Annotated in this window: 12 protein-coding genes; 1 reads left to right on the top strand and 11 read right to left on the bottom strand. The window is 56.8% G+C overall.

The genetic code is table 11. From position 1 onward, the window contains the following. Nucleotide 1: 1 nt before the first annotated feature. The 5 genes from FO268_RS10320 to leuC all read right to left on the bottom strand — a co-directional run bounded on the left by FO268_RS10320 (nt 2) and on the right by leuC (nt 8,183). Nucleotides 2-3,307 (bottom strand): FimV/HubP family polar landmark protein, encoded by a 3,306-nt coding sequence (locus FO268_RS10320; protein ID WP_150992607.1) that lies wholly within the window; start codon nt 3,305-3,307, stop codon nt 2-4. Nucleotides 3,308-3,689: 382 nt separating this feature from the next. Then, nucleotides 3,690-4,805, bottom strand: coding sequence for an aspartate-semialdehyde dehydrogenase (gene asd / locus FO268_RS10315; RefSeq protein ID WP_150992605.1), 1,116 nt, complete (start codon nt 4,803-4,805; stop codon nt 3,690-3,692). A 118-nt stretch (nt 4,806-4,923) separates the two neighbouring features. Next, complete coding sequence (gene leuB, locus FO268_RS10310) at nt 4,924-5,997, bottom strand: 3-isopropylmalate dehydrogenase (protein ID WP_150992603.1); 1,074 nt, start codon at nt 5,995-5,997, stop codon at nt 4,924-4,926. A 102-nt stretch (nt 5,998-6,099) separates the two neighbouring features. Beyond that, nucleotides 6,100-6,747 (bottom strand): 3-isopropylmalate dehydratase small subunit, encoded by a 648-nt coding sequence (gene leuD / locus FO268_RS10305; protein WP_150992600.1) that lies wholly within the window; start codon nt 6,745-6,747, stop codon nt 6,100-6,102. Between the two features lie 17 nt (nt 6,748-6,764). Beyond that, on the bottom strand, nt 6,765-8,183 hold the full coding sequence (gene leuC / locus FO268_RS10300) for a 3-isopropylmalate dehydratase large subunit (protein ID WP_150992598.1): 1,419 nt from the start codon (nt 8,181-8,183) through the stop codon (nt 6,765-6,767). 601 nt (nt 8,184-8,784) lie between these two features. On the opposite strand from leuC, the gene FO268_RS10295 reads away from it, so the two are divergent. Continuing rightward, nucleotides 8,785-9,651, top strand: coding sequence for a LysR family transcriptional regulator (locus FO268_RS10295; RefSeq protein WP_150992596.1), 867 nt, complete (start codon nt 8,785-8,787; stop codon nt 9,649-9,651). Between the two features lie 6 nt (nt 9,652-9,657). On the opposite strand, the gene FO268_RS10290 is transcribed toward FO268_RS10295, so the two are convergent. The 6 genes from FO268_RS10290 to FO268_RS10265 form a co-directional block, all read right to left on the bottom strand. Beyond that, the gene (locus tag FO268_RS10290) at nt 9,658-10,797 is read right to left on the bottom strand and encodes an MFS transporter (protein ID WP_150992594.1); all 1,140 of its coding nucleotides are present in this window, start codon (nt 10,795-10,797) and stop codon (nt 9,658-9,660) included. A 224-nt stretch (nt 10,798-11,021) separates the two neighbouring features. Further along, nucleotides 11,022-12,116 carry a chorismate synthase gene (aroC, locus tag FO268_RS10285; protein ID WP_150992592.1) on the bottom strand — a complete coding sequence of 365 codons (1,095 nt, stop codon included), beginning with the start codon at nt 12,114-12,116 and terminating at the stop codon, nt 11,022-11,024. 24 nt (nt 12,117-12,140) lie between these two features. Further along, nucleotides 12,141-13,025 carry a 50S ribosomal protein L3 N(5)-glutamine methyltransferase gene (gene prmB, locus FO268_RS10280; RefSeq protein ID WP_150992590.1) on the bottom strand — a complete coding sequence of 295 codons (885 nt, stop codon included), beginning with the start codon at nt 13,023-13,025 and terminating at the stop codon, nt 12,141-12,143. A gap of 60 nt (nt 13,026-13,085) precedes the next feature. Then, entirely contained in the window at nt 13,086-14,297 is a 1,212-nt protein-coding gene (locus FO268_RS10275; RefSeq protein WP_150992588.1) for a patatin-like phospholipase family protein, read from the bottom strand. A 5-nt stretch (nt 14,298-14,302) separates the two neighbouring features. Beyond that, the gene (locus FO268_RS10270; RefSeq protein WP_225316600.1) at nt 14,303-15,205 is read right to left on the bottom strand and encodes a DUF4892 domain-containing protein; all 903 of its coding nucleotides are present in this window, start codon (nt 15,203-15,205) and stop codon (nt 14,303-14,305) included. After that, nucleotides 15,195-16,112 (bottom strand): alpha/beta fold hydrolase, encoded by a 918-nt coding sequence (locus tag FO268_RS10265; protein WP_150992586.1) that lies wholly within the window; start codon nt 16,110-16,112, stop codon nt 15,195-15,197. The genes FO268_RS10270 and FO268_RS10265 overlap by 11 nt, the downstream gene beginning before the upstream one ends. Nucleotides 16,113-16,115: the final 3 nt, after the last annotated feature.

The following is a 16,115-nucleotide window of genomic DNA, read 5'->3' as shown; positions in this document are numbered from 1 at the left end:
ATCAGGACAGATTTTTAAGGAGATCCTGCGCTTCCGCTTTCTGCTCCTCGTTTCCTTCCAGGGCGACTTCCTCCAGGATATCCCGGGCTCCGTCTACATCACCCATTTCCACATAGGCTCTGGCCAGATCCAGCTTGGTTGACGCCTCATCGGTTCCAGACAGGAAGTCAAAGTCATCATCGTCGCCGAGATCAGACTCATCGATGTCAGCCGACCTTGAAGTAGCTGCCGTGGAGGCAACCGGGGGTTCCTCTCCTGCATCGTCACTCAGTTCCGGCAGCTCATCTTCAACGGCTTCCGCACCGGCAACAGTGTCTTCAGGGCCTGCAGGTTCTTCCTCACTCAGGGCGTCTTCAAGGCCCAGCTCTTCATCAAGTGATGCAACCTCGCTTTCCCCGTCAAGGCTCTCGATATTATCAACACCCTCAGCACTCTCGATGCCCTCGGGACTGTCGTCAGTACCTGCGCTATCGCCAGAATCTGCGAACTCCTCCATCAAAGCGAGATCCTCATCAGAAACATCGAGTTCAAGGTCATCCAGTGCGTTTTCGTCGCTGTCCGCAGACACGTCGTCGTCACCGGCTACCTTGTCCAGCTCAGCGTCCAGTTCGTCGAGGAATGACTCATCCAGAGAGTCGAGATCGCCTTCCTGCAAGTCATCTTCTTCGGCTCCGGCTTCTGCCGTTTCCGCAGTCTCCAGCGCGGAAGTTTCGAAATCATCTTCATCGAGACCAAGTGAGTCGAATTCATCAGCGCTATCGTCTGTCGCTGCCGTCTCGCCCTCGCTGGTGTCCGTTTCCGGCTCAAGATCATCAAGCTCAAGGCCCAGATCTTCGTCTTCACTGGCTTTGACTGATTCGTCAGTAGTCTCATCTTCCAGGGTGAAGTCGAAAGCGCTGTCTGCCAGTTCGTCAGCCTCGGGCTCCCGGGCACCCTCCTCAGCAAGTTCATCCTTTTCGTCTGAAGATGACTCAAGGCCCGACAGATCATACTCAATCAGGTCATCCGGGCCGGCTGCTCTTTCAGTTCCCGCTTCATGTGGCTCATCAGGATCCAGTTCAGAGAAGTCCGTTTCCAGACTGCCAAACTCGTCCTCTTCCTGCTCCCCCGGACGGGATTCATACTGATCAGAAGCGAATTCGTCGGAAAGGCCATCGTCATCGGATGTATCCGCCTTTTCCGCGGGTGCCTCGACGCCGGTGTCGAACGAATCGGACCTCAGTTGCGATTCAAGGTCATCAATGCTGGGCATTGACTCGGCCTCTTCGAGGCGCGACCGCAGATCATGTGCTTCGGCGATGGCTTCGTCATCACCCAGCGCTTCAACTTCACCGAGTTGCTTCTCGAAGGATGCCCGGTCCTGGGTATCTGCGTAGACGCCAAGGAGCTTCAGCCGGAGATCAGTTCGGCTTGGCTCGCGGGAAATGGCAGTCTCCAGTGATTGAGCGGCCTGATCCATGCGGCCATAGGCAATATAGGCGTCAGCCTCCGCCAGAGGATCTCCTTCCTGGCTCTCTGTGCCGTCTTCATCGTCCAGCGTCAGATCGAAGGTATCAGTGTCGCCCTCGGCTTCCCCGTTGAGCTGGTCGTAGAACGCCTTTTCGCGATTGGCGTTGCGACGGGCCAGTAACAGCAACAGCAGCAACAGAACGACCAGGCCACCGCCCAGGGCAATCTGGTACATCGGGTTATTAGTGATGGCACTGATAATATTGTCCGGGAAGCCCTTTTCAGGCTCCGCCGGCGGGGTGGTTGGCTGCTGGCCAGGCTGCTGCGACGAGGGCGCTGCAACGTCCGCCTGCTCCTCACGTTCCTCTTCGGCGGCCGGGTCTTCTTGCTCCATGCCGCCGTCTTCAGCTGTTACCGGGGACTCTTCGTCCGTCACTGAGGGTTCTTCACCAGTAGCTGAGGGCTCTTCACCAGTGGCTGAGGGCTCTTCACCAGTGGCTGAGGGCTCGTCACCAGCAGCTGAAGGCTCCTCACCACTGACTAAAGACTCTTCAGCAGCGGCTGAGGGCTCTTCGTCGGTAGTGGCTAACGGGTCATCAGCTGTTTCATCACCGGCACCGGTCTGCTGCCCGTCAGCATCGGCAATATCCCCTTCAGCATCGTCCGCTTCCTGACCAGAAAGCGCGTCTTCATCGGCAGGCTCGACGGGCTGCTGGGCATCCCCCTCACCTTCGGCTTGCTGCATTTCCGCCAGCTGTGTGTTCTTGAGTTCCAGCAACCGCTGGAGAGTCTCTACCTGCTCCTGCAGGTCATCGACGCGACCGGTGAGTTCTTCATTCTCACGGCGGGCGCTTTCGAGTTCTTCCATCGCAACGGCAGAACCGGCATCCACACCACCGGCAGTATCACCGTCTCCACCTGCGGAACCGCCTTCATCAGCATCACGGGAGCCACTGTCTTCACTGGCCAGCAATCTCAACTCGTCCCCGCCCGTTTCACCCTGAGCGGCCTGCCCTGAGGCAACGCCGGTATCCGAAGTATCGTCAGTAGCATCAACCGTGCGTGCAGGTCGGGAGAAAGCTTCGTTCTGCTGCGCCACTTGCCGGTTGGCCTCAGCGCCGGAACGACTGCGAATTGCGTCGAGCTCCGGAACGCGGAGAACTTCGCCACGTTTGAGGCGGTTGATGTTGCCACCAATGAACGCATCCGGATTGGCATCCTGCAAAGCAAGCATCACCTGCTGAATAGAGACGCTGTTATCCGGACGAACGCTGGCGGCAATGTTCCAGAGGGTATCCGACGGACCCGTAGGGCCGAAGGTACGCGCGCGCTGTGTGGTAGTGCGCCTCGGTTCCCGTGCCTCTGTCTGGGCCTGGGGCCGGGTCTGCTGCCGTGAAGGTTGTTCTGCCTGGCGAGTGGCAGGAGCAGCGACCTGTTCCTGCACACCGGATTCCTCGGCGTAAACCGGCGGATCGACCAGAACGGCGTATTCACGCATCAGGCGACCATTGGGCCAGGTTACTTCCAGCAGGAAATTGAGATAGGGCTCCCGCAGGGGTTCACGAGAAGTTACGTTAACCACCAGATTACCATCGCTGGTTGTGGTTACCCGAAAATCCAGTTTGGTAAGGAAATAGTTCCGGTCGATACCAACCCGTTCATAGGCTGATTCGGGAGCGATGTTAACGAACACATCACCGGGGTCAACTCCCTCGCTTTTACGCAGATTGATCTCTGCGTCCAGAGGCTCATTCAGATAGGACTGTAATTCAATCTCTCCCAGACCCAGGGCCTGTGCGACGCCGGAACCGAGCCCTCCCGCCAGAGCCAGAGCAACCGCAAGCTTGCGTACCTTCATGCTTTTTCCTTACCAGTCTCCGTTATTCGTTACTGTTCCTTGGAACAGATATCGGACGAGGTTGGATGACTTCCGTCTTGATTACTATCGTTATTATGTAATGTTTTTAATATTCAGTTGCGCAAGTATTGTTGATAATACCTCTTTTATCAATCATGCAGCTGCATACCTTGTACCATTTTTTTACAAATACTTGGTAACATCTTGTTACCGAACGATGATTCGGTCACTACAACAGCCTGAAACAGGCCCTACAAAGGCCGGAACACTTACAAAACGCTTCCGAAAATAACAGGGGCGGAGGCGTATTTCAGCCTCCGCCCCTGACCGGTTCTCTGAAACCGGACACAGTTGGCATAATCTTGCCGACTGCGGGACCGCGTTACTTTTCCTGAAGGATTCGAAGCATGCGGCGCAGCGGCTCAGCGGCGCCCCACAGCAACTGGTCCCCTACCGTAAACGCAGAGATATACTCCGGCCCCATGGCAAGTTTGCGAATGCGACCAATGGGAACACTCAACGTGCCGGTTACCTTCGCAGGCGTCAGTTCGCGGATAGTGGCATCACGCTCGTTGGGAATGACCTTTACCCAATCATTGGCCTTCGCCAGAATCGACTCTATTTCGTCTAACGGCAGATCTTTCTTCAACTTGATAGTGAGCGCCTGGCTATGGGAGCGCATTGCGCCGATGCGGACGCAAATACCGTCGATAGGAATAGGATTATCGCTGCGACCAAGAATCTTGTTGGTCTCAACACCAGCTTTCCATTCTTCCTTGCTCATACCGTTATCAAGCTGTTTGTCGATAAACGGAATGAGGCTGCCTGCCAGTGGCACTTCAAAGTGCTCAGCTGGGAAACCCTCCGAACGCATGGTCTCTGTGACCTTGCGGTCAATCTCGAGAATGGCGGACGAAGGGTCCGCCAGCTCGTCACCCACGGCATTCTTGAGCTCGCCCATCTGGTTCAGCAGTTCACGCATGTTCTGAGCGCCCGAGCCTGAGGCCGCCTGGTATGTCATGGGCGACACCCACTCGATCAGGTCCTGCTCCAGAAGGCCGCCCAGGGCCAGCATCATCAGGCTGACTGTGCAGTTACCACCCACGTAATCTTTAACGCCTTTCGCCAGCGCTTCGTCAATCACGTTGCGGTTAACCGGATCGAGCACGATCACGGAGTGATCGACCATCCGCAGCGTGGAAGCCGCGTCGATCCAGTAACCCTGCCACCCGGCGTCACGAAGTTTCTGGTAAACCGCGCCAGTGTAGTCTCCACCCTGACAGGTAACCACCACGTCCAGGGTTTTCAGGGTGTCGATATCGAAAGCATCCTGCAGGGGCGGAACGCCCTCTTTACCCACGTCAGGCGCAGGTTTGCCAGCCTGGGAGGTAGTAAAGAAAATGGGTTCGATATCTGCAAAATCGTTTTCTTCACGCATGCGCTGCATGAGGACAGAGCCCACCATACCGCGCCAGCCAATAAGTCCAACTCGCTTCATGTGCGACCTTTGAACCTCGTTTTATGCCCGCCCCATGCCTTTATCGCTGGCAGGGACAGGATGGATGATCCCGCGACAACTGCATCGCGTTGTCGTCGGGTCTCAAAATCTGCCGGCTTCAGAGTGCAGCCAGAACCGCATCGCCCATCTCACGGGTGGATACTTTCCGGCCTTCAGCAGACATGATATCCGCCGTTCTCAGGCCCTGATCCAGCACTTTGCTGACCGCAACCTCAATCGCCCCGGCCGCTTCTTCCTCGCCAAGACTGTATCGCAACATCATCGCGACACTGAGAATGGTGGCCAGCGGGTTGGCAATGCCCTTGCCCGCGATATCCGGCGCGGAACCGTGACAAGGCTCATACATGCCCTGCTTCTCGGAATTGAGGGAAGCAGAGGGCAGCATACCGATGGAGCCTGTCAGCATTGCCGCTTCGTCAGAAAGAATATCACCAAACATGTTGCCAGTCACAATCACATCGAACTGTTTGGGCGCACGCACCAACTGCATGGCAGCATTATCGACGTACATATGGGATAGCTCTACATCAGGGTATTCCCGGCGCAGATCCTCCATGATTTCCCGCCACAAAACAGTCACCTCAAGCACATTTGCCTTGTCCACCGAACACAGCTTCTTGCCCCGCTGCTGGGCTGCCTCGAAGGCGACCCGCCCGATGCGACGAATTTCCGATTCGGTGTAGGCGTAGGTGTTGTAGCCTTGACGCTCGCCGCTCTCAAGCTCGCGCACGCCACGTGGCTGCCCGAAGTAGATACCGCCGGTCAGTTCACGGACAATCATGATATCCAGCCCAGAAACCACCTCCGGCTTGAGCGATGATGCGGACGCCAGTTGTGGATACAGAATCGCAGGCCGCAGATTCGCAAACAGCTCAAGGTTGGAGCGCAGACCCAGCAGCCCTTTCTCGGGACGGCTGGCCATGGGACGACTGTCCCACTGCGGTCCGCCGACGGCGCCCAGCAGAATGGCGTCTGCCTTGCGAGCCTTGTCCAGCGTTTCGTCCGGCAGTGGCGTGTCCGTTTCGTCGATGGCGGCACCACCGACAAGGGCAGAGTCGAAATGCAGGTCCAGGCTGAATTTGTCATTGACCTTATGGAGGATTTTTTCGGCCTCAGCAACAATTTCAGGGCCGATGCCGTCGCCCGGGAGCATCAGGATAGTTCTGGACATAGTTTTTCCTTGATATTTAGTTACATTGCCGGATTACGCCTTCGGCTCATTGTGCCCTTCACGGGTAAATCCGACGAACTCTCATTTTTTACCGAATGCCGATCAACCACCAGCCCCGAAAAGCCACGGCGCCGTTTCCCGCCGCGATTCTTCGTAGGCCTTGATCACCTCTGCATCCTCAAGCGTCACGCCAATATCATCAAGACCATTGAGCAGGCAATGCCGGCGGAAATCGTCCACCTCGAAACTGAATGACTCGCCGGATGGGGTGGTAACCGTTTTTGCTTCCAGGTCTATTGCCAGCTGATAGCCTTCTTGCTTCTCTGCTTCCCGGAACAGCTGATCAACTGTTTCTTCATCAAGAACAATAGGTAACAACCCATTCTTAAAGCAGTTGTTATAGAAAATATCCGCAAAACTGGGCGCTATAATAACTCGGAAACCGTAATCCTCCAGGGCCCAGGGAGCGTGCTCACGACTAGACCCACAGCCGAAGTTACGTCGCGCCAGCAGTACACTCGCATTCTTGTAGCGGTCCTGATTAAGCACGAAGTCCGGGTTGATCGGCCGTTGGGAACAATCCTGGTCCGGCTTGCCTTCGTCCAGGTAACGCAGCTCATCGAACAGATTAGGGCCGAAGCCGGTGCGCTTGATGGACTTCAGAAATTGTTTTGGAATAATCATGTCCGTATCCACATTGGACCGGTCCATGGGGGCAACGACGCCCTGGTGTTGCTTTAACGCTCGCATGGTGTCTCTCCTGTGGATCAGTTCATCATCTCGCGGACATCAACAAAGTGGCCATTGATCGCAGCTGCAGCCGCCATCGCCGGACTCACCAGGTGCGTACGCCCACCAAAGCCCTGACGGCCCTCGAAGTTACGGTTGGAGGTCGATGCACAATGCTCTCCCTGCCCGAGCTTGTCGGCGTTCATGGCCAGACACATGGAACAACCCGGGTCACGCCACTCAAGACCGGCTTCGAGAAAAATCTTGTCCAGCCCTTCCTGCTCGGCCTGGACTTTTACCAGCCCGGAGCCCGGCACAACCATCGCCTGCTTCAGCGACGGCGACACCTTACGCCCCTTGACGACAGCCGCCGCCTCGCGAAGGTCCTCGATACGGCTGTTGGTGCAGGAGCCGATAAACACCCGGTCGAGCTTGATCTCGGTAATTGGCATGTTCGGCTTGAGCCCCATGTATTTCAGGGCACGGACAATACCTTCCCGCTTAATGGGATCCGCTTCCGCGTCCGGGTCCGGCACATTGCCTCCAACACCGGCCACCATTTCCGGTGACGTGCCCCAGCTCACCTGCGGCATGATCTCCGAGCCTTCAAGCTGAACCACCTTGTCGAATACCGCGTCATCATCGCTGTGCAGGGTCTTCCAGTATTCAATGGCCCTGTCGCGCATCTCGCCTTTCGGAGCGAACGGGCGGTCCTTAACGTAGTCGATGGTGGTCTGATCCACTGCCACCATACCCACACGCGCGCCTGCCTCGATCGACATGTTACAGATGGTCATACGAGCTTCCATGGAGAGGTTACGAATCGCCTCGCCCCCAAACTCGATGGCATGGCCCGTGCCACCGGCGGTACCGATCTTGCCGATGATAGCCAGCACGACGTCCTTGCCAGTCACGCCGGGGCCGAGTTTGCCATTCACCTTCACCAGCATGTTCTTCATCTTCTGCTGAACCAGACACTGGGTCGCCAGCACGTGCTCGACCTCGGACGTACCAATACCATGAGCCAGACAGCCGAAGGCGCCGTGAGTAGAGGTGTGGGAATCGCCACACACGATGCTCATACCCGGAAGCGTTGCGCCCTGCTCCGGCCCGATAACATGCACGATACCCTGGCGCTGGTCCTTGATCTTGAACTCAAGAATCCCGAACTCGTCGCAGTTCTTGTCGAGGGTTTCCACCTGAATCCGCGATACCGGATCGACGATGCCTTCCACGCCGCGAGCACGGTCCGTTGTCGGCACGTTATGATCCGGCGTAGCAAGGTTGGCATCCAGCCGCCAGGGTTTGCGCCCCGCCAGGCGCAGACCTTCAAAGGCCTGTGGTGAGGTGACTTCGTGAAGCAGGTGCCGGTCGATGTAGATCAATGCAGAGCCATCATCCCGCTGCTTGACGAGATGGTCGTCCCACAATTTGTCGTATAAGGTCTTGCCCGCCATGGTTTCTCTCACTTTCCGGGGGTTTCTGGTTTTACCGCTATGGTTCTATCTTACCGCTTACCCTTAAATAACCTCAATTCATGTTTTTTATCTTGTACATTCCTTTGTGGCATAATAGGGCTCGGTGCGGGCCTGCATTAAAGCCGGGCCTGACGATTGGGTGCGGATCGCCTGGTGGTAAGGGCCTCCCAAAACACGCCGTTAACCCATCCATGGGGGCTCGGTCGCGCCGTCCCTGGCGCTCCACGGTTTTGGGAGGCCCTTACCACCAGGCTTGTCGAACCTTATTCGAGCCTGCAGCTGCCGATTCATCGTAGGTCGGATAGAGCGGAGCGAAATCCGACATTTTGGGCTTTGCCGCGAAATTAAATTTGTCGGATTACGCCTTCGGTTCTTGTGCCCTTCACGGGTAAATCCGACCTACGTTAATGCGAAGGCAACTCGCAAATTTGGGGAGTATGCCGGGCAGCCCCTTCCAAAAACGTGGAGCGCCAGGGATGGCGCGACCGAGCCCTACATGGACGTATTTACGGGCGTTTTTTGGAAGGGGCTTCCCGGCATGCGACCTTCGCCAAAACAAGAAGCCAAAAAGGCAAACCTCATGGACGCAAACGCACTAAAAGCCTTCCTGACCATAGTCGATCAGGAGTCGTTCTCCGAAGCCGCAGAGCTGTTGCATCTTACACAACCGGCAATCAGCAAACGGCTGGCCGCACTGGAGAACCAACTGGGTACAAAGCTGATTGACCGCAGCAACCGGCAGGTTAGGCTGACGGATGCAGGTGCGCGGCTGCTGCCCCATGCCCGCCGCATTCTGGATGAAGTTCACAACGCCCGGCAGGCGCTTTCGGAGCGGGAAGGTTCAGTTTCGGGGCAGCTGTCGGTGATTGCCAGCCACCACATCGGCCTGCACCACCTGCCGGCCTGGTTGCGGCGGTTGAACCGCGATTACCCGGAGGTATCACTGGAACTGCAGTTCATGGATTCCGAAGGCGCTTTCGGGCAGATGCGGAAACGTACCGCAGAGCTGGCGTTTGTGACCCTGAGTGAAAGTATGGACCAGGCGTTTGAGGTATATGTGCGTTGGGAGGATGCCATGGCGTTTGTGGTATCGCCGGAGCATCCATTAGCTTCACTGGAAACACCAGGGCTGGACGATCTTTCGCGCTATGACGCCCTGTTGCCTGAAGCAGGCACTGCCACCTACCGCACAATCAGCCGTCTGTTTCTGGACGCCGGCCTGCCACTGAAAATCCAAATGCCGACCAACTACCTGGAAACTATCAAAATGATGGCCAGTGTCGGGTTGGGCTGGAGCGTGTTGCCGGTGAGCATGGTAGACGAATCCTTGACCGTTCTGGCCGTGCCCCACTCTGTCAGCCGCATTCTCGGTGGCGTGGGACTGAAAGGCCGGTCGCTGAGCCCCCAGGCCCGGGCATTGCTGGATATCGCATCCGAACTGCAGTAGCGCCGATTAATGCTCGGGCGGCGGTCTCAGGCCACGCCAGGTGATAACAATGGCAATAGCCATGGCTATTGCCCCACCCCAGAACGCCGCCGAGGTACTGAAACCGTCCACCAGAAAGCCCGACATCCAGGCGCCAATCGCGCCACCAGCGCCAAAGGTCAGGCCGCTATACAATGCCTGCCCTTGGCCATGGTGATGTTGCCCGAAGAATCCCTGGATGTACTGAACCGAAATGGCATGCAGCGCGCCGTAAGACGCGGCGTGCAGCAGTTGCGCGAAAATCAGCACGACCAGTACATCCGTCACTTCCGCTATCAGCACCCAACGGATCATGGTAAGAGCCAATGCCCCGATCGCAATCTGCCGAACCGTGAAGTTTCTGGTTAACCGGTGCATCACCAGAAACAACCCAATTTCCGCCAACACCCCAAGCGACCACAAAAGGCCGATCGCCAGCTTTCCGTAGCCATGCTGCTCCAGATGAATACTGAAAAAGGTGTAGTAAGCCCCATGCGATACCTGCAGTAGGAAGTTCATCAGAAAGAACGTGACCACCGCCGGGTGCGTCACAATTGCCTTCAGGCTGCCCTTGGGCGCGGGCGCTTTGCGCTCTCCCCGCTCCGACGGCACCAGAAATGCCGACACCGCTATCCCGGCAAATACTGGCAACAGCAGCCAGGGCAACAGATCAATGGGGACCAGCTCCAGAATTCCACCCACCAGGGCTACCGCACCGATAAAGCCTACCGACCCCCAAAGCCGGACCTTGCCGTATTTATCCCGCTGGGCCCCCAGTGACCGAAGGGTAATGACCTCGTAGAGCGGAAGGATCGCGTTCCAGAAAAACGTGAACGCCAGCATCACCAACAGGAGCCCGTAAAAGCCTGGCTCCATGAACACGCCAGCAAAAAACAGCGACCCGGTGATCGCCCCGAACCGGACCAATCGAACCCGTTGCCCGGTCTTGTCCCCCAGCCAGCCCCACACATTGGGGGCCACGATCTTGGTTAACTGGATGGTTGCCATCAAGGTGGCAATTTCAAGATAAGAAAAGCCCTGGTCTTCCAGGTAAAGGGACCAATACGGCAGTAATCCGCCCAATAGAGCGAAGAACCAGAAGTAGAGGTTGGAAAGGCGCCAGTAGATAACAAAACCTCTCTCGAGATATCACAAAGTCTGGTGGCTTTGGCGGGAAACAGGGTTCAAAAACGTGGAGCGCCAGGGATGGCGCGACCGAGCCCTACAGGGACGTATTTACGGGCGTTTTTTGAACCCTGTTTCCCGCCGAAGCCGCTTTGCCCGTAGAGACTGCCGGCTTGCTGTCGGATTACGGCTTCGCCTAATCCGACCTACGGGGTTAGCGTACGATGTCAGAGTTGGCCTATATCTGGTGTGGATACTGAAACATCGCCATTTTGGCCGCGATGGCGCAGGTAATGGTCCATCAGCACTATGGCCATCATTGCCTCAGCAATCGGTGTAGCCCGAATCCCCACGCAGGGATCATGCCGCCCGGTCGTGATCACCTCCACCGGGTTGCCATGCACATCAATACTTCGCCCCGGCAACCGCAAGCTAGAGGTCGGCTTCAGCGCAATACTCGCAAGAATCGGTTGGCCGGAAGAAATGCCACCCAATACACCGCCGGCATGATTCGACAGGAACCCCTCCGGTGTCAGTTCATCCCGATGCTCAGTGCCCTTTTGGTCAATACAGCCAAAACCGGCACCAATTTCCACACCTTTTACCGCATTGATACTCATCAGAGCATGCGCCAGATCCGCATCCAGTCGGTCAAAAACCGGCTCTCCCAACCCCGGGGGCACACCCTCGGCGACAACATTGATACGGGCCCCGATGGAATTACCCTCTTTGCGCAGGGCGTCCATATAGGCTTCCATCTCTGCGACCTTGTCGGCGTCGGGAGAGAAAAACGGGTTCTGGTGAACCTGATCCCAGTCCAGCTTCTCAATCTTTATAGGCCCGAGCTGCGACAGATAACCGCGAATGGTAATACCCAGGCGTTGTTCAAGAAACTTCCGCGCCACCGCACCAGCGGCTACACGCATGGCCGTCTCCCTCGCCGAGGAACGGCCACCGCCACGATAATCCCGCACACCGTATTTGTGCATATAGGTGTAGTCAGCATGAGCTGGACGGAACTGCTCCGAGATTTTGGAATAGTCCTTCGACCGCTGGTCCGTGTTTTCAATGATCAGACCAATAGGCGTACCAGTGGTTCGGCCCTCGAAAACGCCAGAGAGAATCTTCACTTCATCCGCTTCGCGGCGCTGCGTGGTGTGTCGCGAGGTGCCCGGCTTACGGCGGTCCAGATCCCGCTGCATATCCTCCACCGACAGCTCAAGCCCCGGAGGACACCCGTCGATAATGCATCCCAGCGCAGCGCCATGGCTTTCACCAAAACTGGTGACCGTAAATAATTTTCCGAAGCTATTTCCCGACATGATTCAGTATCTTATCCAGGGTTCTTAATTAAGGTCTTCAGCAGTCAACAGGAAAACTCCGTCGCCACCATTCTCGAATTCCAGCCAGGTAAACGGCAAATCAGGATAGGCTTCCTGCAGCGCTACCCAGCTATTGCCCACCTCAACAATCAACAGCCCACCCGGGTTCAGGTGCTTCGCGGCACCCGCAAGGATCCTGTGAGCAATGTCCAGCCCGTCACCGCCAGCTGCCAAACCCAGTTCCGGCTCATGGCTGTATTCTGCCGGCATGTCCGCCATGTCTTCAGCATCTACGTAGGGCGGGTTGCTGAGGATGACATCGTAGCGGCCTTCGATACTGTCAAAGACGTCTGAGCCAATGGTTCTGACCCGGTCACCGAGCTCATGATACTCGATGTTTGCGGCTGCGACTTCCAGGGCATCGAGCGAGATGTCCGACAGGTCGACTTCCGCCGCTTCAAACACGGTAGCTGCAGCAATGCCAATGCAACCGCTGCCGGTGCAGAGATCCAGAACTCTGCCCACCGGGTGATCCCCCAGCCAGGGCTGAAATCCGTTCTGAATAAGCTCCCCCAACGGCGACCGCGGCACCAGCACACGCTCATCCACATGAAACGGTAGCCCCATAAACCAGGCTTCGCCCAGCAAATAGGCCAACGGCACGCGCTCGTTGATCCGACGTTCCATACGCTCGACGATCAGTTGCCGTTCATGACGGGTCAGGCGTGCGTCCAGAAACAGGGTATTGTTTTCCAGTGGCAGATGGAGGCTGCGCATAACCAGATGGACCGCTTCGTCCCAGACATTGTCGGTGCCGTGTCCGAAAAACAGGGGGGAATCGGCAAAACGTGAGGACACATAGCGCAGGTAATCCCTGACTGTATGCAGGTCATCGATGGGGCTGGTCACAAGCTCTCTTCCCGTCCAGAAATGGTAAAAGAACGGAATTATACGCTTCCGCTGCCAGGATTACAGTGCCAGCGGCCCGGAGCTGTTGAGGTTTTCTTCGTAGCGATCCAGGGCAGCGGCCATTCGCTCGCGGCCCAGCTGGATCAGTTCCGGCGCCTTGTGGTAGTCATAGCTGCGGCCGGCATTCTTGGGTATGTTCACCAGCAGATCCGGCGGATAGCCGGCAATTTTGTACTGCACCAGCGCGCTCTGCATGGTTTCAATGGTCAGGTTCATTACGTCGAACTTGCCGATGCCCAGCTTGTCCCAGTCGACAGTTTCGTGATCATCCTTATGCCGTGCAGGTTCCGGTTTCACGGCCGGGAAGGCTTTCTTGATTTCCTCTTTTTTCACCGCCTTGCTGATCTTGGCTTCCGGGGAGTCAGGCGGACTCGCCTCTTTTCGTGCAGAGAATGTCTTGATCGCGTCCCAGTCAAACCAGCGAGAGGCCTTGTCGCGAATCTTGTCCACCCACTCATCCATATCCACACCGGCCTCGCCGGGGTGGCCAAAGGCTGCATCGGGCAAACGGCGGCCACGATCATCCTCACCACTGAGGTTTACGGCTACCACCATATCCGCATGGGATGAAATCGTCGGAATAATCGGCAGCGGATTCAGCAAGGCGCCATCCACCAGCACACGCCCGTTGAGTACCAGCGGTGTCACCACACTCGGAATGGCGACGGAAGCCCTGATGGCCTGATCCAGAGGGCCTTCCTGAAACCAGATTTCCTTGTGGGCGAGAAGATCCGTCGCAACCGCGGTATAGGCCAACGGCAGATCTTCGATCCGTGTATCTCCAATCATTTCCCGGACTACCGAAAAGATCTTCTCGCCCCGGATCGCTCCCACGGAATTAAAGGTGACATCAAGCAGTTTAAGCACATCGAACTGCCCCAGGCCGGTCACCCAGTCCTTGTAGTCCTTCATTTTGCCAGCAGCGAAGACCCCACCAATCAGCGCCCCCATGGAACATCCCGAGATGGCGATAATCTCATAACCCCGCTCCACCAGAATCTCGATGGCACCGATGTGAGCGTAGCCTCGAGCACCACCACTGCCGAGTGCTAATGCGACCGTTTTGCCCTTACCGGGCTTTTCCGGAGCCGGCTCCTTTTCGGACCTTGCGGACTGCGCCGCAGAGATACCCGTGCTGGTGACTATCTGTGAGATATCATCTTCAGGTTTCTGGTCTTCATCCTGAGATGCAGAATCTTTGGGCTTGTTCATCCCCTTCACCTTGTAATCACCATCACTTCAACCCGGTCACCCTGGCGGTCGGGATTCGGGATCACAACCGCAGGACCAACTGTAATAATTGTTTGCCGACTTTCGGACACCCCACTCTTGGCAAGCACCTGCGCCAAAGACTTTGCAGCTTCCTCCGCCCGCGCTGCGGATTCCTCGAAACTCTCGTTTTCCTTCAGTTCCGAGTAAGCAGTGAGAATCACCCTGGCACCCTCTTCCCCGGCCCAATCATTAATAATCCGGCGGTCGGCGCCACTCCAGTCAAAGCGGTAAGTAATGCCTCCCTGCCAGGGTACGATAACCGGCCCTTTGATGCGGGCGCTTTCGTTACCCAGCCCAGGTATTTCGGTGCCTTGGGGCGCCACCAGGTGCTCCACCCAGACGTACTGGCGCTGATTCGCGCGGGTGACGGTATACACCAGGGTCAGCCAGGGCTTGCCGTTCTCATCAACTGAACCCGCCACCAGGTAGTCCTGGTTATTGTCTCGGCCATAGAGGCTGGATTGATCAAAGATCTGGTTAGCCCAGACATTGCTTCGCCCGCAGTTCCGCCCGGAACACTCGAACAGGATCTGCGCACCACGGGTCTGAAGTTCCCTCAAATAGTGATCACGAGCTTCTTCACGGTTCGCTCCTCCCCGGACTTCGTACAACTGGCCGACCCCTTTGACGGGAAGCCGCGCCATGGCAGCTGACCGGATTTCATTATTCACCTCTCGGACCGGACTGAAGAGAACCAGGTGCCCGGGAGACGAAATAGCCACTTCCTGCTCCAGTTGCGAATCCGGAAAAGCTTCCGGGGGTGGCATCTGGGCCGACACCACGGCCGAGCCACCCGCAAAAAATACGGCGACCAACATGACAAACTGCGACAAGCGCTTATTCTGCATCGTCTAAAAAGCCTCTGACTGCATCGACAACAGGACCGACATTTCCTTCGAGATGGCAGTGATGGCCCCCCGGAACGTTTATCAGGTCAAGCTCTGCAATGGCATTCATTCGTGAACCCAATTCCGGGCGACTCGCAAGCAACCCTTTCTCGGCACGCAAAAAGCGTGTGGGAGTAACAACCTTTTCGAGGCACGCCGTTACCTGTGCTTCGTCCATCATGATCATCGAAGGATGACGTAGCCGGGGATCTGCCCGCCACATAAAGCCTTCCCCTGATGGTTTCATACTTCGGGCAACCAGCATCCGCGCGGCCGGAGGAGACAGGGGAATCATTCCTCCCTCCCGGGCCTTGGCTGCGGCCGCGATATCAGGGTATACGACCGGTTTTCCGGAACCCGTCATTCGCTTGGTAATCGCCTTGCGCATCTGTCCGATAACTTCCTCGGGTTTGCGGCTGATGGGGCCGATGCTATCAATCATTACCAGCCGCCGTACCCGTTCGGGAAAAGCCGCCGCATAAAGCACACTGACAATTCCACCGAGGGAGTGACCAACAAGATCAATCTTGCCGCATCCTCCTCTGTTGAAGCCGGTCTCAACCAGTTCCGCCAGGTCCGCGACATAATCCATCAACAGGTAGCCCTGACCCGGAGGCCGGTGCCCGGAATGGCCATGGCCTGCCATATCAATGGAATAGACATCGCGGTGGTCGGACAGTTCCGGCGCCAACCGGGCAAAAGACAACGCGTTGTCCAGCCAACCATGAAGCATCAGTACCGGGCAGTCGTTAGTGGTGCTGGCAGCGGGCCAGTGCAGCCCGGCGAGGGTGATATGACGCAATGGCCAATCTATTTCCCGATGCGAGATGCCGGCATCAGGAGGGGTATCCAGTGCAGTATCATTCATTGA

Source organism: Marinobacter denitrificans, assembly GCF_008795955.1.
GTDB lineage: Bacteria > Pseudomonadota > Gammaproteobacteria > Pseudomonadales > Oleiphilaceae > Marinobacter > Marinobacter denitrificans.
Note: the sequence above shows the minus strand (reverse complement) of the source record. Positions and strands in the feature narration are given on the sequence as shown.